The organism is Tistrella sp. (genome assembly GCF_002684955.1).
GTDB lineage: Bacteria > Pseudomonadota > Alphaproteobacteria > Tistrellales > Tistrellaceae > Tistrella > Tistrella mobilis.
The window spans coordinates 42,447-59,831 of sequence record NZ_NYWI01000068.1 but is presented as its reverse complement, the minus strand read 5'-3'; the positions used below and the strand labels follow the sequence as shown (position 1 = coordinate 59,831).

Below are 17,385 nucleotides of genomic sequence, written 5' to 3'. Positions count from 1 at the left end.
TCGGTCGCGCGCCGCCGCCGGCGTGCCCGGCCATGCGATACCACTGCCGCATGTCCGGAAGTAAATGGGGCGAAGCTCGACATTGCGCCACCCGCGCCGTTTCCGACGCGGCCTGCCGGCACCATATGGCGCCGGAGGCGGAGTTGCGCTTATATCGCCGGTGCCGCCGGTTTCCCGTCGGCCGCCGCGACCCGGCGGATCTCCGAACCGCCGGCCGTCCAACTGCCCGATCCCCGGGCTATATCGCAATGAACTCGGAGTTTTCAACCATGTCACGGACCGTCAGGGACCAGATTCTGTCGAGGCTCGCCGGGATACGGGATCCGGAGCGCGGCCGCGACGTGGTCGCCTCGGGCCGGATCTCGGGTCTGACCGTCGACGAGGCCGGCATCGCACGCATCATGGTCGAGACCACCCCCGACCGTGCCGCCGCCACCGAACCGCTCCGCCGCGAGATCGAACAGGCCGCGGCAGGCGTCGCCGGCGTCACCCGCGTCGCCGCGGTGCTCACCGCCGAACGCACGCCCGGGCGCGGCCCGGGCCAGGCGCCGCGCGGCGGCGCCGGTCACGGTCATGGCCATGGTCACAGCCACGCGCCCGCCGGGCCCGCCAGCGGGTCCGCCACTGGGCCCGCCGCCGGCCAGCGCCCCTCGGCACCGGTGGTGCCGGGGGTGACCGCGATCATCGCCGTCGCCTCGGGCAAGGGCGGCGTCGGCAAGTCGACGCTGGCGGTCAATCTGGCGCTGGCGCTCCAGGCCCGGGGGCTGAAGACCGGCATTCTGGACGCCGACGTCTATGGCCCCTCCATCCCGCGTATGCTGGGGCTTCAGGGCCGGCCCGACAGCCCCGACGGCAAGCGGATCACACCCAAGATCGGCTGGGGCCTGAAGGCCATGTCGATCGGGCTGATGGTCGAGGAAGACACGCCGCTGATCTGGCGCGGCCCGATGGTTCAGGGTGCGCTCGACCAGTTCCTGCGCGAAACCGACTGGGCGCCGCTCGACGTGCTGGTGCTCGACATGCCGCCCGGCACCGGCGACGTCCAGCTCTCGATCGCCCAGCGCGTGCCGCTGGCGGGGGCGGGGATCGTCTCCACGCCTCAGGACATCGCCCTGCTGGATGCGCGCAAGGGCCTCGCCATGTTCCGCAAGGTCGAGGTGCCGATCCTGGGCCTGGTCGAGAATATGAGCTGGTTCACCTGCCCGCATTGCGGCGGGCGCTCCGACATCTTCGGCCATGGCGGCGCGCGCGACGAGGCGCTGAAGCTGGGCCTGCCTTTCCTCGGCGCCGTGCCGCTGGATCTCGATGTCCGGATCATGTCCGACGAAGGCCGGCCGGTGGTCGCCGTCGCCCCCGAGAGCGAGGCCGCCGCCCCCTATCACACCATCGCCGCCGGCGTGGTCGAAAGCCTGGGCCGGGTGCGGCGAGAGCCGCCGCGGATCATCATCGAAGACTGATGCCGCAAACGGAACCGGCCCCGGCAACGCTGCCGGGGCCGGTTTCGCATCGCGGAGACCGTGCCGTCAGACGGCGGCGTCATCCTCGATCAGCAGTTCGCGTGCCTGGGCCGCCACATCGTCGGGCACCCGGGTCGCGCGGCGGCGTTCCAGATCCAGCATCACCGCGATCACGTCGATTTCGAGCAGCGGCGTCGCCTCTTCGCCCGGGCGGCTCAGCCGGTGACGGAGCACCAGCACCTTGTCGCGCACGCCGGCGATCTGGCTGCGCAGGGTCAGCGCATCGCCATTGCGGGCCGGGCCCTCATAGCGGATGCGGTATTCGACCGCCGCAGTGCCGATCCGGTCGCGGCGGATCCGCTCGCCGCTCAACCCCACCTTGTCGAGCAGCTGCCCCGCCGCGCACGAAACCCGGTCGATCAGCGACTGTTCGCCCACCAGACCGTGCTCGTCGCAATGCCAGGGGTCGACCGAGCCGCGATAGGTCTCGAAACTGATGCCCTGGCCCTCGGTGGGACCGGGGCCGATATCGATGCCGCCCACGATCTCGGCGCCCAGCATCGAGGCGGTCTCGATCGTCGCATCGTCGAAGGGGCGGAGCGACGCGTCCTCGGCCAGGATCGGCTGGAGCACATAATCGACCGAGGCCGAGAGCGTGCCGGTCTCCAGATTGTGCAGCTCGTGGGTCACCGCGATCGCGTCCGGGGCCACCATGGTCGGGCGCGAGGTCACCTGGAAGGCGTCGCCCAGGCGCTGTTCGGCCTTGAAGCGGATGACCGAGCGCACCGGCTTCAGCACCACTCCCTCGGCCAGGCCCAGCCCGACGCCCAGCAGCCGGCACGCCTGATCGAAGGCGGCGCCGTAGAACTGCACGTTCATGTGGCCCATGATGTCGCAATGGCGGTTGCCGACCACGCCGGCGCCGGCCGGCAGCGCATCGGCCGGGCCGGCACTTTCGATCGCCGCCTCGGCCAGCCGGTCGGCGATGTCGTCGGGGAAGGCGGCATGCACGCCGCTCGCATCCTCGGGCACCACCTCGACGATGCCGCGGGCGAAGACATCGCCCATCAGCGGATCGGACAGCTCGGCCGCGAAGCCGATACCGTCTTCGACCGGCACCGGGGTCAGCCCGACCCGCCAGGCCTCGCCGATCGCCGGGGCCCGCTCCACCTCGACGGCCGAGGCCAGCACCTTGAGCGACAGCCCCTGCTCCGCCATCGCATGGCGGCCGAAGCCCGCCGCCGACAGGGCCACCACCACGCCGTCGGCGAAGCGGTCGGCGATCGCCGCAGCGCTCATCCGGCCGCGGGCATCGGTCTCGGCCGCCACCACCACACCGCGGCCGCCTTCGATCGCTTCGAAGCCGATATCCGCGCCGGCGATCATCTCCTCATCCGCCTGATCGTTCATCTGCATTCCTGGACGTCCTCCGGTCGTGCCTGCCGGTCCTGGACGGCCCGCCGGGGAGCGCGGACCTTCCGCCGGGCGCACGTTATGATCCCTCGGGAGCGGGCCAGAGGGCCCGCCCGCTCGGTTCGCAAAATGGCGCGACATGTGCAAAACCTGCCGGACCCTGCCGCCCCACACCCCGGGCAACGGATCACGCGGCGCACAGGATGGCACGCCACGGCAGGCGGGTTCCAGCCTTTCGCGCAGGGCCGCAGCATCGCCGCCACCCGCCCCCCTCGGCAACACCGGCGCCTCATGGTAGAATGCGCCCCACGACCCGCGCGCCAGGGCCTCGTCAAGAAGCCGCCCGGCGCGCCGCGAGAGGGAGGTTCCGCAGCCCATGCCCCCCACCGATCAGCCGCAGCACTACGCCGAATTCTGGCCCTATTACCTGCGAGAACATGCCGACCCGCGCTGCCGGGCGCTGCATTACGTCGGCAGCACGGCGGCCCTGCTCTGCCTTCTGGCCCTGATCGTTACCGGATCCTGGTGGTGGCTGGCCGGCGCGCTCGTCTCCGGCTACGGCTTTGCCTGGATCGGGCATTTCTTCATCGAGAAGAACCGCCCCGCCACCTTCAGCTACCCGCTCTGGTCGCTGGCCAGTGACTGGCGGATGTACGGGCTGTGGCTGGCGGGGCGGCTTCGCCCGGAACTCCGGGGTGCCGGCCTGACCGTCTGACCGCAGCTGTCACCGTCCGACCACACCCGGTCGTCAAAGCCTCATATGCGAATGCGACGCCTTCGCAATTGAACTGTGACAGCCCGTCCGGGGCCGGCTATGCTGGCCCGGCCGGGCGGCTCCGCCCGTCTCCACCCCGCCGGGCCGCGGTTGCGGCCTCGCGGATGCGCGAACGGGTAAGCCACCGCGGATGACCACCACCCTCACCGAGATCTTCCTGCACAGCCGGCAGACCCTGATCCGGCGGGTGCGGCGCATCGTCTGGGATCCGCAGGTCGCAGAGGATCTTGCTCAGGAGACCTATATCCGCGCGGCCCACGCCGCCCGGACCGGAACGGTGGAGCAGATGGAGGCCTATCTGCACCGCACCGCCCGCAATCTGGCGCTGGATCATCTCCGCCGGCGGCAGACCCGGTCGGCGGTCGAACGGCCTGAGACGGCGGACCACGACATCCGCGACGTTGCCGCCGATCAGCCGGCAGCGGATGACCGTCTGGCGGCACGGGAAGAGCTGGATCATGTCCGCGCCGCCCTCTCCCGCCTGCCCGAGCGCACACAGAAGGTGGTGGTGCTGGCGCGGATCGAAGGCTGGAGCAATGCCCGCATCGCCCGCCATCTCGACATCTCGGAACGCACCGTCTTCAACGATCTGAAACTCGCCCTCGGCCATTGCCGCGATGCGCTCGCACGGCTGGAGCGAAAATGAAGCTGACCGATGGCGATCTTTTTTCCAGAATTGGGCCGCTCGAACGTCTCATCAAAAGGGACGGCGAAAGACGGCAGACTGGAACCCCCGCGTGAGACGAGACCCCCCTTCCCCGGACGCGACCGGTCCGGAGCCCCATGACGACCCGGCGGCCGATCAGGCGCTCGACTGGTTCCTGACCCTGCGCGACGGCACCGCCGATGCCGCGACGCGGGCGGAATTCGCCCGCTGGCGGGCCCGGGATCCGCGCCATGCGGCCGAATTCCGGCGGGTCACGGCCGCATGGGGTGCCGAGAGTTTCGCAGCCGCCGTGCAGGAGCTGCCGGCCGCAGCGACTGCCGCTGCACCACGCCGCCGGCCGATGCTGCGCCGGATGGCGGGCCTTGCCATGGCCGCCGGCTTCGCCGCCCTCGCCCTCTGGCAGGGACCGGCGCTGATGATAAGGCTGGAGGCCGATCACCGCACGGCGACGGGGGAGCGCGCCACCATCACCCTGCCCGACGGCTCGACCATGATGCTCGACACGGCCTCTGCCGTGACGGTGGATTTCGACGGCGGCCGGCGCCTGGTCACCCTGCTCAAGGGCGAAGCCTGGTTCGATGTCCGCCACGACCCGGATCATCCGTTCAGGGTGACCGGCCGCTTCACGACCGTCACCGTGCTCGGCACCGCCTTTGCAGTCGAGGCCCGTGATGATCGCGACGAGATCGTGCTTGAGCGCGGCCGGGTGGAGGTCGCCCGGCGCGACGGGCTGGGCGCGCCGGTGGTGATGGTGCCGGGCCAGCAGGTCATCGCCTCGGCGGCCGGTCTCGATCCCGCCCGCCCGATCGATACAAGCCGCGCCCTGGCCTGGCGCGAGGGCCGGCTGGTCTTCCACGACCGCCCGCTGGGAGAGGTGGTCGACAGCCTGGCCCGCTATCACCCGGGCTATGTGGTCCTGGCCGACCGCGAGGCCGCCGGTCTCGCCGTCTCGGGCAGCTATCGGCTCGACGATGTCGGCGCCGGCTTCGCCGGGCTGGCCGATGCCGCCGGTCTCTCGCTGCGCACATTGCCCGGCGGGATTCTCGTCCTGGAGTGAAAACGCCACTTTTTTTGCCGGATCCCGATCCCTGCCGCGTCCAACCGGTCAGAAGGCCCGCAACACGAAACGCCGGGCCGCTGACCAGCGACGAAGAAAGGGTTGGGCATGGCACTCCGGATGGCGGCATCGCCTGTGGCATCACGACGGCGCGGGGTCGCCGGTCTTACCCGGCTGCTGCTGACCACCAGCATGCTCGGCTGTGCGGTGCTGGTGCCGGCTGGCGCCGGCGCGCAGCAGACGGCACCCGCCGCGGCGGCCGAGACCCGGGCGTTCGCGATCCCCGCCCAACCCCTCGCCGCCGCGATCGACGCCTTCATCGGCGCCTCAGGCTGGCAGATCAGCTATTCCTCGGCCCTGGTGGCCGGCAAGACCTCGGCCGCGGTCTCGGGCCGCATGACGGCCGAAGAGGCCCTGCGCCGCCTGGTTTCGGGCAGCGGAATTTCGGTGCGGATCAGCGCCCCCGGCTCCGCCGCCCTCTTCGCCGGGACCGGCGCCGCTGCCGGCGAAACGGTGCTCGACCCGCTGATGGTGGAGGCGGGGCGGCGGGGTGGCCGCAATGATCCGGCGACCGCCACCACCGGCTATGTCGCCCGCAACGGCTCGGTTGCAACCAAGACCGACACGCCGGTGATCGAGGTGCCGCAATCGCTCAGCATCGTGACCCGCCAGGAGATGGACGATCGCGGCGTCACCGACCTGAACGATGCCATCGCCTATGCCCCCGGCATCCGCGCGATCGACTATCCGGGCGGCCAGGGCATGCCGCTCATGTATCTGCGCGGCTTCCGGGCCCAGAGCCAGCGCGACTTCTATCGCGACGGGCTGCGCAACGGTTACAACCCCTATGACTCCTTCGTCGAGCCCTATGGGCTGGAAAGCGTCGCCGTGCTGCGCGGCCCCTCGTCGGTGCTCTATGGCGATGCCGCCCCCGGCGGCCTGGTCTCGATGACCACCAAGCGGCCGACCGAGGATCCCTTCGGCGAAATCCGGCTCGAATACGGCAGCTTCGACCGCAAGCAGGTCGCGATCGATCTGGGCGGACCGCTGGACGAGGATCGCCATATCCTCTACCGGCTGACTGCGCTCAAGCGCGATGCCGACACCCAGATCGATCACTCCAAGGATGATTCGGTCTATATCGCCCCCGCCCTCCCCCTCGACAGCCGCGAAGGTACCCGGCTCACTTTGCTCGCCCAATACCAGAACTGGACCCAGGGCGGATCGGAACAGAGCCTGCCGCTCGACGACAGCGTCTATTCGAACGGCATCAAGATCCCGAGCGACTTCTATATGGGCATTCCAGGGCTCACGGACTGGAACGTCGAATCGAGCACGATCGGCTATGTCTTCGAGCAGGAGATCGACGACACCTGGACTTTCCGCAACAACCTTCGCTACACCCATGCGGAGCTTGACTATGTCAGCGCCTTCAATTGGGAGTGGCCGATCGCGGTGGTCGATGGCCACTATGTGAATGTCGGTGTGCAGAATCGGCCGCGGACCTCGGACACTCTGGTTGCCGACGCCAATGTCAACGGCGTCGTCGAAACCGGCCCGCTTGCCCATGATCTGACCTTCGGCGTGAACTACGGCTATTCACGCATCCGCGAGACCCGGACGAATTCGACCAACAACGCCCATATCGACATCCTGAACCCCAACTATGATTTCGACCCCGTCTATGGCCTGCCGTGGTCTGATGATAAATCACTGATCAGCCAGATCGGTGTCTATGCGCAGGATCAGATCCGCTGGGACAAGTGGATCGTCACGCTGAGCGGCCGCCAGGACTGGGCCGACATCTCAGAGTACGATTACTATTCGAATACGCTCTATGCTGCCTACGGGTACGACGACACGGTCACCAAGCGGCGGCAGAACGCGTTCTCCGGCCGCGTCGGGCTTGGCTATCTGTTCGATAACGGCTTCGCCCCCTATCTGTCCTATTCCACGTCGTTCGAACCTGTCTCCGGTTCCTATTCCGACGGCCGGCCCTTCGATCCGACCACGGGTGAACAGTACGAGGCAGGCCTGCGCTACCAGCCGCCCGGCACCGGGCTGATGTTCAGCGCATCGGTGTTCCAGCTGACCCAGCAGAATGTCGTCACGCCTGACGCGCAGCGGCCGACCCTGTCGACCCAGGAAGGCGAAGTCCGCTCCCGCGGCCTTGAACTTGAAGCCAAGGGTGACCTTGGCGATGGCTGGAGCCTGGTCGCCAGCTATGCCTATACCGATTCCGAAGTCACCAAGGACAATCCGAACGCATCGGGCATCAGCAAGGTCGGCACCCGCACCCAGGCGGTGCCCTATCACACCGCTGGTCTCTGGGTGAACCACGACTTCCAGACCGCCACACTCGCCGGGCTGCGCATCGACGCGGGGCTGCGCTATGTCGGCAGTTCCCTGACTGCAATGGACACGGGGACGGGCACTCAGGCCAACATCGACGGCTACACACTGTTCGATGCCTCGGCGAGCTATGACCTGTCGCAGGTCCATCCCGGTCTTGCCGGCCTGTCGCTGGGGGTGAGCGGCACCAACCTGACCGACGAGGAATATTACACCCCCGGCTTCTATTCGAACTCGGTGCTCGCCGGTAAGCGGCGGACGATCAAGGGCAATCTCACCTACCGGTGGTGAGCATGACGGCCCGCACGCCAAGCCGCCGCACCGTGCTGGGCGGCCTCGTCGCCACCGCGCTTACCGCCCCGGTTCCGGCTTTTGCCGGGGCCGGGGTGCCGCGCATCGTGGCGCTCGACTGGGTGAGTGCCGCCAGCCTGGCGGCGCTGGGCGTGATGCCGGTCGCCGCCCCGGAACTGCCGCGCTACGCCCAGATCGTGGTCGAACCGGCGCTGGCGCCCGGGGTGCAGGAGCTTGGCCTGCGTGCCGAGCCCAATCTGGAACGCATCGCGCGGCTCAGGCCGGATGCCATCCTGACCGATGGCGAACTGGCACCGCTGGAGGCCCGGCTCAACCGGATCGCGCCGGTCCACCGCTTTCAGCCCCATGCCTTCGACGGCCGCGACCAGATCGCGACCGGCATGGCGGCGCTCGACGGTCTGGGGCGCACGGTCGGGCTGGAGCGGCAGGTGAACGACTATCTGGCCCGGGCGCAAGCCGCCTTCGATGGCGCAGCCCGCCTGCCGGCTATCGATCGGCGGCCGGCCTATGTGATCAGCCTGATCGATGGCCGCCGCTGCCTGGTCTTCACGGCCGACGGCCTGTTCCAGGCGGTGCTGGACCGGCTGGGCATCGCCAATGCCTGGACGGGCACGGGATCGGCCTTCGGCCATCTGACCGTCACGCTCGACCAGCTGACCGCCCGGCCCGAGGCGCGGCTGATCAATATCGGCCATGTGCCGCTGGTGCGCGCGGCACTGGCCATGCGCCAGCCGGTGCTGTCCAGCCTGCCCGCCATCCGGGCCGGCCGCGTCACCCTGCTGCCCGAGGTGCTGTTCTATGGCGGCATCCCGGCGGCGCTGCGCTTCCTGCATCTGCTGACCGATGCCCTGCAGGCGGAGCATGCCGCATGACCGCCCCCTTCCGCCGGCCGCCGATCCTGCTTCCACTCGCCATCGCCGGCTTTGCGGTCGCGGCGCTGCTGCTGGTCAGAACCAATCTTGCCGCCCTGGTGCCGCCCGCCCTCTGGCCCGATGCGCTGCTCGCCCCCGACCCTGCCGACACGATGCAGGTTCTGGCCCATTACGCCTTTCTGCCGCGGGTCAGCGTGGCGCTGCTCTCAGGCGCCGGACTGGCGCTGGCGGGGGCGATGCTGCAATACGTGTTGCGCAACCCGCTGGCGGAACCCGCCACCCTCGGCATTTCCGCCGGGGCGCAGCTGGCGCTCACCCTCGCCACGCTTCAGGCGCCCTGGGCCTTTGCGATCGGGCGCGAGGGCGTGGCCCTGCTCGGCGCCGCCCTCGCCTTCTGCCTGGTGCTGGTGCTGTCCGCCGCACGCGGGCTTTCCCCCGTTTCGGTCACGCTTGCCGGGCTGATCGTCAGCCTGTTCTGCGGCATGGCCGCAGCCGTGGTCACGCTGTTCAACCACGATCTGCTGATCGGGCTGTTCCTCTGGGGCGCCGGCTATCTGGATCAGGGCGACTGGCAGACGACACGAAGCCTGGTCGGCCAGACGCTGCCGCTGGCCCTGCTCACCCTGCTGCTGATCCGGCCGATCACCCTGCTTGGGCTGGATGATCGTGCCGCGCGCGGGTTGGGCTTGAATGTCGCCTGGTTCCGGCTGGCGGCGATGGGGGCTGCCGTCGCGCTGACCGCGGTGATCGTGGCCGCGGTCGGCATCATCAGCTTCATCGGGCTCGCCGCCCCGGCGATCGCCCGGCTGGCCGGGGCGCGGCGCCCGGTCGCCCAGCTGGTGGCGGCCCCGGTGATCGGCGCCCTGCTGCTGCTGATCACCGATCAGCTGGTGCTGCTGCTGCCCACCACCTATCGCGCCTTCCCGACCGGCGCCATGACCGCGATCCTGGGCGCGCCGCTGCTGCTGATCCTGCTGCCCCGGCTGGCGGCGGCCGAGCCGCCGGTGCTGCGCCGGCATGCGCCCGTCCACCGGGCCGCCCACCCCTGGCGTCTGGTCGCCCTGATCGCCGGCCTCAGCCTGATCGTCTTTGCCGGCGCACTGCTGATCACCGGCGATACGACAGGGCCGGTCGCCGGCCATGTCGGCGAGATCATCGCCTACCGCCTGCCGCGGGCGCTCGCCGCCTTCGCCGGCGGGCTGTCACTGGCCATTGCCGGCACCATCCTGCAGCGCATGACCGGCAACCCGCTCGCCGCCCCGGAAGTGCTCGGCATCTCCTCGGGCGCCATGCTCGGCATCATCGCGGTGATGTTCCTGGCGGCAAGCCCCACCCGGCCTTTGCAGATCGCCGGCGGGGCCGCGGGCGCCGTCCTGATGCTGGGGACGATCCTGGCACTCACCCGACGTCAGGCCTTTTCGGGGCTGCGCCTGCTGCTGGCCGGCATTGCCATGGGCTCGATCACCGGGCTGGTCGTCGCCGTGCTCAAGACCTTTCAGGATCCGCGTCTCGGCCAGCTGCTCGCCTGGCTGTCGGGCTCGACCTATGCCACCTCGCTGACCGAAGCCGTGCTGGCGCTGGGCCTCGGCCTCGCGGCGCTGGCCCTCACCCCCCTGATGCTGCGCTGGCTGCACCTGCTGCCGCTGGGCGGCCGGTTCGCCCGCACGCTCGGCATGTCCGTCGCCCGGGTGAATGCCGGGCTGCTGCTTCTGGTCGCCCTGCTCTCCGCCAGTGCCACCATCCTGGTCGGCCCGCTCGCCTTCGTCGGCATCATGGGGCCGCATTTCGCCCGTCTGGCCGGGCTGGTCCGGCCGGCGGAACAGCTGGTCGGCGCCGCACTCTTCGGCGGGCTCACCCTGCTTGCCGCCGACTGGGCCGGGCGGGTGGTCATCTTCCCCTACCAGATCCCCGCAGGCCTGCTCGCCGCCCTGATCGGCGGGCCGGTGCTGCTGCTGCTGATCGGACGCCGCGCATGACCGATACCCCCGATGACGGTTACCGTCTGCTCCGGGTGACCGCGATCGCCGATCCCGGGCCGCATCTGCGCCGCCTCCGGCTGGAAGGGCCGGATCTCGCCCGCTTCGCGACGGATGACGATCTCCATGTCCGGCTCTGGCTTCCGGCCGAAGCCGGTGCCGCACCGCCGCGCCCGACGCTCGGCCCCGACGGCCGGCCGCTGGGGGTGGCCCGCGGCATGGCCGGCGCCATGCGCTACTACACCATCCGCCGGATCGACGCGGCAGCCGGCTGGCTGGAGGTCGATGTCGTGCTGCACGACGCCGCCGGCCCGGGCGCGGATTTCGCCCGCCGGGCGGTGCCCGGTGCCATCTGCGGCATGTCGGGCCCCTGCGGCCACGGCGTGCCGTCCGCCCGCCGCCTGCTGCTGGCGGGGGACGAAACCGCCCTGCCCGCCATCGCCCGCATCGCCGAAGGGCTCGGGCCCGATGTCGCCGGCATCGCCCTGATCGAGGTGGATGGCCCCCGGGACGTGCTGCCCTTCGATCATCCGCCGGGGCTGGCCGTCAGCTGGATCTTCCGCCGCGATGCCGGCCGCCATCCGCTGGCCGCGGCCCTCGGGCCCCTGCTGCCCGGTTTCGGCGGCGCCGATGATTTCGTCTGGATCGCCGGCGAATTCGATCAGCTCCAGACCCTCAAACCCGGGCTCGCCGCCCTGCCGCGGGCCCGTCAGCTCTGCGTGCCCTATTGGCGCCGATCCGAAGCCGGGACGCCCCGCTCATGACCTCCGCAAGCCTGTTCGCCAGCCTCGTCGCCAGCCACTGGCGCCGCCTGGCCCTCGCCATCCTGGCCGGCGGCCTGTCCGCGGCGGGGACCATCCTGCTGCTTCACCGGGTGAACGACGCCATCGCGCGGGATTTCGCGCTGCCCGCGGGCTTCGTCGCCGGCTTCCTGGCCATCGCCGCCGTCACCTTCGCGGCCCGTGCCGCATCCGATCTCGCAACCAACGCCGCCGGTCAGGCGGTGGTGGCGGATCTGCGCGCCCGGCTTGCCCGACGGATCATCGACGCCCCGGTGCCGGCGCTGGAAGGCTGGGGCCGCAACCGGATCCTGCCGGTGCTGAACCACGATGTCGACATGATCAGCGATGTCGCCTTCGTCGCGGCCCCGCTCGCGATTTCGGCGATCACCGTGATCGGCGCCTTCGCCTATCTGATCTGGCTGTCGCCCGCGCTCTCCGCCGCGGTGATCCTGGTGCTGGCCGCCGGCGGCTGGCTGCAGTACCGCGCCCGCCGCCGGGCGGTGCGCGGTTTCGACGAGGCGCGCGAGGGCGAGGACCGGCTGCATGCCGCCTATGCCACCATCACCGGCGGCGCCAAAGAGCTGAAGATCTACAAGCCCCGGCGCGAGAAGATCCATGGCGACATCCTGGCGACCATCGCCGATATCCGCCGGATCAACGGCCGGGCGATCGCGATTTTCGTCATCGCCAATGCGCTGGGCTCGGCCCTGGTCTTCGCGGTGATCGGCGTGCTGCTCGCCTGGGCCGCCTTCAGCCCCGAAGATCCCGCCGTCTATTCGGGCTTCCTGATCCTGCTTCTGTTCCTGCGCGGGCCGGTGGAGCAGATCATGACCTCGATGCCGGCGATCACCCGGATGCAGATCGCGCTCCGCCGGATCGACGAGCTGTCGGGCCGCTTCGCGACCGCAGAACCCGCCGCCGCCGCATCGGCGGCGATGCCGGCGGAACCGGCCGAAATCCGCCTCGACGGTCTCGCTTTCGCCTTCCCCGCCACAGAAGACGGTCCCGGTTTCCGGCTGGGACCGCTCGATCTCGGCTTCGCACCCGGCCGGATCACCATGATCGTGGGCGATAACGGATCGGGCAAGACTACGCTGATCAAGCTGCTGCTCGGTCTCTATCGCCCGGATGCCGGCCGGATCATCGTCGGCGGCCAGGCGGTGGACGATGTGACACGCGATGCCTATCGGCAGATGTTCTCGGCCATCCTCACCGATTATCACCTCTTCGACGAGGTGATGCCCGGCGCCGGGATCGGCGATGACGAGCTCCACGCCCATCTCGACCGCCTGCGCCTCGGGACCAAAGTCGATGTCGCGAATGGCCGGTTCTCGACCACCGATCTCTCCACCGGCCAGCGCAAGCGGCTGGCGCTGATCCATGCCTGGGTCGACCGCCGCCCGGTGGTGGTGTTCGACGAATGGACCGCCGATCAGGATCCGGGCTTCCGCCATGTCTTCCATACCGAACTGCTGCCGGCGCTGAAGGCCGAGGGCCGGACCCTGATCGTGATCTCCCATGACGACCGCTATTTCGACACCGCCGACCGGATCATCCGCATGAAGGACGGCCGGGTGACCGAAATGGTCGACCTCACCACGCCCCGGAGGGATGGTTGATGGCAGCCGGGACCAGCGGCTTCACCCTGGACGGGGTCGGCCTCACCGTCGGCGGCCGGCCGATCCTGGCCGATATCACCCTCGATCTGGCATGCGAGGGGCTGACCGCGCTGATCGGCCATAACGGATCCGGCAAATCCACCCTGCTCGACATCCTGTCGGGCCAGACGGCACCGACCACCGGGCAGGTGCAGTTCGCGGGCCGGCCGATCGGCCGCTGGCCGGCCCGCGACCTCGCCCGACATCTCGCCCTGTTGCCGCAGGCGACCCCGGCCGCACCGGGCATGCTGGTGCACGAACTGGTCGCCCTCGGCCGCTTCCCCTGGCACGGTGCCCTCGGCCGCTTCTCCGCCGCCGATCGCCGGGCGGTGGACGAGGCGATCGCGCTCACCGGCATCGGGGGCTTCGTCGATCGCCAGGTCGACACGCTGTCGGGGGGTGAGCGTCAGCGGGTCTGGATGGCAATGATGATCGCCCAGGATGCAAGCTGCTGGCTGCTCGACGAGCCGACCTCGGCGCTCGACATCGCCCATCAGGCGGAGGTGCTGGGGCTGATCCGCGATCTGGCCCGCACGCGTGGCTTCGCGGCGGTGCTGGTGCTGCACGACATCAACATGGCCGCCGACCATGCCGACCGGATCGTCGCACTCCGGTCCGGCCGGGTGATCGCCGACGACACGCCGGCGCGGATCATGACCCCGGCGCAGCTGCGGGCGATCTATGGCATCGAGATGGAGGTCACCCGATCGGCTGCCGGCAGGATCCGGGCCTTCGCGGCCTGACCGCACCCGGCTATCCTGTCCCCCCCACTCATCCGCGGAGGCAAGATGACCGACGCCGCGATCTGCATCCCCGTCCTGGCCTCGCTCGACATCGCCGAAAGCCAGGCCTTCTACCAGGACCAGCTGGGCTTTGCCGCGGAACGCCATGGCGACTATCTGCTCATCCGCCGCAACCGGATGGAAATCCATTTCTGGCTGGCCGACGACCGCCGCTATCCGGAAAACACTTCCTGCTATATCCGCGGCGGCGAGATCCTGGACCTGCATGCCGAATTCAGCGCCCGCGGCGTGCCGGGCCTGTCCGCCATCGAGGACAAGCCCTGGGGGATGACCGAATTCCACATCCACGATCCCCATGGCAACCTGCTGCGCTTCGGCGGCTCGACCCGCGAGCTGCGCGGCTGATCAGCGCTCCAGCATGTCCCGCACCCGGTATGCCTCGATCATCGCGGTGGCATAAAGCGGGTGCAGGCCGTGCACCGGCATCGGCCTGATGGCCGAGAGCGCCAGCGGCAGCGGGTTGGCACCATCCAGCAGATGGGCGCCGATCGCCCGGCCCATGGCGCTCGCCAGCGCCACGCCCCGGCCGTTATAGCCGAGCGCCATGGTCACACCCGCCGCCGGCTGGTGGATATGCGGCAGGTGATCACGGGTCATCGCCACCCGTCCGGCCCAGCGAAAATCCACGGGCAGGCGCGCGGCTTCGGGATAGAAAGCGGCGAGCGCCGCTTCGATCCGGCGGTAGTCGGCGGCATCCCGCGGCTCGCGGAAGGCGCCGCGGCCGCCCATCATCAGCCGGCCTTCCGGGCCGATGCGGAAATAATTCGCGATCCGCCGGCTGTCGGAGACCACCGGCCGGCCCGGCAGGATGCGGGCCCGCAGATCCTCGGGCAGCGGCGCCGTCGCCACCTGGATGCTGTTGGCGGGGATCACCGTCGCCTTCAGCCCGGGCCAGAGCCGGCCGGTATAGCCATTGGTTGCGATCACCACCTGATCCGCGGTCAGCCGGCCGCCATTGGCGAAACCCAGCACCCAGCCGCCGGTGCCTCTGGTGATCGACACCGCCTCGGCGTCGCGGAAAATCTCCGCCCCGGCCTCTAGCGCCGCCCGGGCCAGCCCACGGGCATAGGCGAGCGGATGCACGCTGCCGCCGCGGCGATCGATCCAGCCGCCGACGAAACCCCGCCCGCCGGTCGCAGCCGCCATGCCCGCGGCATCGAGCATCTCGACGGCGGCCCCGCGCGCCCGCCACTGCGCCATCCGGCTTTCCAGCCGCGGCAGGTGCAGATGTTTCACGCTGGCCTGGATCCAGCCGCCGCGCACCGGGTCGCAGTCGATACCAAGCTCGTCTATCAGCGAAAACACCAGATCGGCGGTGCCGCCGGCAAAGGCGGTGGTCGCCTCGCCGAACACCCGGTCGAGCGTATCGGGATCGTCCTTGAGCCCGGGGATCACCTGGCCGCCATTGCGGCCGCTGGCCCCGAAGCCCGGCTCGACCATGTCGACCACGATCACCGAGGCCCCGCCCCGGGCAAGGGTCAACGCCGCGACCAGCCCGGTGAACCCGGCACCTACGATCGCGACATCGGCCCGCCGCTCGCCGGTAAAGGCAGGCAGATCAGGCCCCGGCGCCGCAGTTGCAGCCCAGACGGAAGCGGCAGGAGAGAAGGATGGCATGGATGCCCCCGATGCTCAGACAACAATCCCGTCCCGCACCCCGGTGCGGGACCAAGCCGCCATTGCGGCGGCGGCCAAGGGTGCGGTAGCACCCGCCCGGCGAGGGCCAAACAGACTCCCAGCGCGCAGCGCCAGGCCGCCATTGCGGCGGCGGCCAAGGGTGCGGTAGCACCCGCCCGGCGAGGGCCATACAGACTCTCAAACAGGATGGGTTACGCGGCGGAGGAAGTCCTGCGTGCGTTCGTGGCGCGGATTGCGCAGCACCTCGGCCGCCGGGCCCTGTTCGACGATGCGGCCTCCATCCAGGAACAGCACCGCATCGGCGACCTCGCGGGCGAACTGGATCTCGTGGGTCACGACCAGCATGGTCATGTCCTCGTCGGCCAGAGAGCGCATCACCTGCAGCACCTCGCCCACCATTTCGGGGTCGAGTGCCGAGGTCGGCTCGTCGAACAGGATCGCGTCGGGCCGCATGGCCAGCGAGCGGGCAATGGCCACACGCTGCTGCTGCCCGCCCGACAGCGCGCCCGGATAGGCGTGGAACTTGTCGGCCAGCCCCACCCGCGCCAGCAGCGCCTCGGCCCGGGCGCGGACCTCGGTTGCAGGCTCCCGCAGCACGTGGATCGGGCCTTCCATCACATTTTCCAGCGCCGTGCGATGGGGAAACAGGTTGAAGCGCTGGAAGACCATCGACACCCGGGTGCGCAGCCCGTGAATGGCGGGCCCCTCGGCATCGACCAGGGCGCCGTCGATGGTGATCCGGCCACGCTGATAGGTCTCGAGCCCGTTCACGCAGCGCAAGAGGGTCGATTTGCCGGAGCCGGACGGGCCGATCAGGCAGACCACCTGGCCCTTGGCGACCTCGGCATCGATGCCCTTCAGCACCTCGTGGCTGCCATAGGATTTATGCACGTCCTCGAAGCGGATCATCGCGCCTTCCCCATCCGAAGTTCGACCCGGCGCATGACCATGTTCAGCGGAATGGTCAGGCACAGATAGAGCAGCGCCACCAGGGTGAAGACCGTCATGTTGTCGAAGGTCGACGAGGCCAGCATCTTGCCCTGCATGGTCAACTCCGCCACCGAGATGACCGAGACCTGCGAGCTGTCCTTCAGCAGCATGACCAGATTGTTGGCATAGGGCGGCACCACGATCCGGAAGGCCTGGGGCAGCACCACCCGGCGCATCATCAGCGGCCGGCGCATGCCGATCGATTTCGCAGCCTCGATCTGGCCCTTGTCCACCGCCTCGATACCGGCGCGGAAGGTCTCGCCGATATAGCAGGAATAGGTGAGCGCCAGACCGATCACCCCGGCCTGAAAGGCGGTGAGATCCAGGCCGATCTCGGGCATCACGAAATAGATGTAGAACAGGATGACCAGGATCGGGATGCCGCGCACGAACTCGACCAGGATCCGGGTCGGCACCGCCAGGGCCCGGACGCCCGAGGTGCGCAGCAGCGCCCAGACCAGGCCCAGCAGGGTGGCGAGGCACAGCGCCAGCAGGGTCACCGCCACGGTCCGCCACATGCCTTCGAACAGCAGCGGCATGTAGTCGGCGGATCGGCTGAGGAAGTCGCTCATCGAAGATCCCTGGGTGGTGGGGAGTGGCGTGCCGGAGCGGGAGGAAGGTCAGGCGGAGAGC

General features: G+C 69.8%; 15 protein-coding genes. 11 read left to right on the top strand and 4 right to left on the bottom strand.

The window, feature by feature from the left end; all coding sequences use genetic code 11:
* Nucleotides 1–269: 269 nt before the first annotated feature.
* Complete coding sequence (locus tag CMO28_RS21400; protein ID WP_296716768.1) at nt 270–1,457, top strand: Mrp/NBP35 family ATP-binding protein; 1,188 nt, start codon at nt 270–272, stop codon at nt 1,455–1,457.
* Nucleotides 1,458–1,523: 66 nt separating this feature from the next.
* Here the strand turns inward: CMO28_RS21400 and CMO28_RS21395 are convergent, their stop codons facing one another.
* Entirely contained in the window at nt 1,524–2,873 is a 1,350-nt protein-coding gene (locus CMO28_RS21395; RefSeq protein WP_296716766.1) for an acyl-CoA thioesterase, read from the bottom strand.
* 373 nt (nt 2,874–3,246) lie between these two features.
* Between CMO28_RS21395 and CMO28_RS21390 the strand changes: the two genes are divergently transcribed.
* The 10 genes from CMO28_RS21390 to CMO28_RS21345 all read left to right on the top strand — a co-directional run bounded on the left by CMO28_RS21390 (nt 3,247) and on the right by CMO28_RS21345 (nt 14,469).
* Nucleotides 3,247–3,585, top strand: coding sequence for a DUF962 domain-containing protein (locus tag CMO28_RS21390; protein WP_296716763.1), 339 nt, complete (start codon nt 3,247–3,249; stop codon nt 3,583–3,585).
* A gap of 190 nt (nt 3,586–3,775) precedes the next feature.
* On the top strand, nt 3,776–4,291 hold the full coding sequence (locus CMO28_RS21385) for an RNA polymerase sigma factor (RefSeq protein ID WP_296716760.1): 516 nt from the start codon (nt 3,776–3,778) through the stop codon (nt 4,289–4,291).
* A 91-nt stretch (nt 4,292–4,382) separates the two neighbouring features.
* The gene (locus CMO28_RS21380; RefSeq protein ID WP_296716758.1) at nt 4,383–5,369 is read left to right on the top strand and encodes a FecR family protein; all 987 of its coding nucleotides are present in this window, start codon (nt 4,383–4,385) and stop codon (nt 5,367–5,369) included.
* A 108-nt stretch (nt 5,370–5,477) separates the two neighbouring features.
* Complete coding sequence (locus CMO28_RS21375) at nt 5,478–8,012, top strand: TonB-dependent siderophore receptor (RefSeq protein WP_296716755.1); 2,535 nt, start codon at nt 5,478–5,480, stop codon at nt 8,010–8,012.
* Nucleotides 8,013–8,014: 2 nt separating this feature from the next.
* Entirely contained in the window at nt 8,015–8,905 is an 891-nt protein-coding gene (locus tag CMO28_RS21370) for an ABC transporter substrate-binding protein (RefSeq protein ID WP_296716752.1), read from the top strand.
* Nucleotides 8,902–10,881, top strand: coding sequence for a Fe(3+)-hydroxamate ABC transporter permease FhuB (gene fhuB, locus CMO28_RS21365; RefSeq protein WP_296716750.1), 1,980 nt, complete (start codon nt 8,902–8,904; stop codon nt 10,879–10,881). The genes CMO28_RS21370 and fhuB overlap by 4 nt, the downstream gene beginning before the upstream one ends.
* On the top strand, nt 10,878–11,645 hold the full coding sequence (locus CMO28_RS21360) for a siderophore-interacting protein (RefSeq protein ID WP_296716747.1): 768 nt from the start codon (nt 10,878–10,880) through the stop codon (nt 11,643–11,645). Before fhuB ends, CMO28_RS21360 begins: the two co-directional genes overlap by 4 nt.
* Nucleotides 11,642–13,282 carry a cyclic peptide export ABC transporter gene (locus CMO28_RS21355; RefSeq protein WP_296716743.1) on the top strand — a complete coding sequence of 547 codons (1,641 nt, stop codon included), beginning with the start codon at nt 11,642–11,644 and terminating at the stop codon, nt 13,280–13,282. The genes CMO28_RS21360 and CMO28_RS21355 overlap by 4 nt, the downstream gene beginning before the upstream one ends.
* Complete coding sequence (locus CMO28_RS21350; protein ID WP_296716740.1) at nt 13,282–14,064, top strand: ABC transporter ATP-binding protein; 783 nt, start codon at nt 13,282–13,284, stop codon at nt 14,062–14,064. The genes CMO28_RS21355 and CMO28_RS21350 overlap by 1 nt, the downstream gene beginning before the upstream one ends.
* Before the next feature lie 45 nt (nt 14,065–14,109).
* Entirely contained in the window at nt 14,110–14,469 is a 360-nt protein-coding gene (locus CMO28_RS21345) for a bleomycin resistance protein (protein ID WP_296716738.1), read from the top strand.
* Here the strand turns inward: CMO28_RS21345 and CMO28_RS21340 are convergent, their stop codons facing one another.
* The 3 genes from CMO28_RS21340 to CMO28_RS21330 all read right to left on the bottom strand — a co-directional run bounded on the left by CMO28_RS21340 (nt 14,470) and on the right by CMO28_RS21330 (nt 17,324).
* Nucleotides 14,470–15,741, bottom strand: a complete 1,272-nt coding sequence (locus tag CMO28_RS21340; RefSeq protein ID WP_296716736.1) for an NAD(P)/FAD-dependent oxidoreductase — start codon at nt 15,739–15,741, stop codon at nt 14,470–14,472.
* Nucleotides 15,742–15,939: 198 nt separating this feature from the next.
* Nucleotides 15,940–16,671, bottom strand: a complete 732-nt coding sequence (locus tag CMO28_RS21335; protein ID WP_062761845.1) for an amino acid ABC transporter ATP-binding protein — start codon at nt 16,669–16,671, stop codon at nt 15,940–15,942.
* On the bottom strand, nt 16,668–17,324 hold the full coding sequence (locus CMO28_RS21330) for an amino acid ABC transporter permease (protein ID WP_296716730.1): 657 nt from the start codon (nt 17,322–17,324) through the stop codon (nt 16,668–16,670). The genes CMO28_RS21335 and CMO28_RS21330 overlap by 4 nt, the downstream gene beginning before the upstream one ends.
* Nucleotides 17,325–17,385 lie beyond the last annotated feature (61 nt).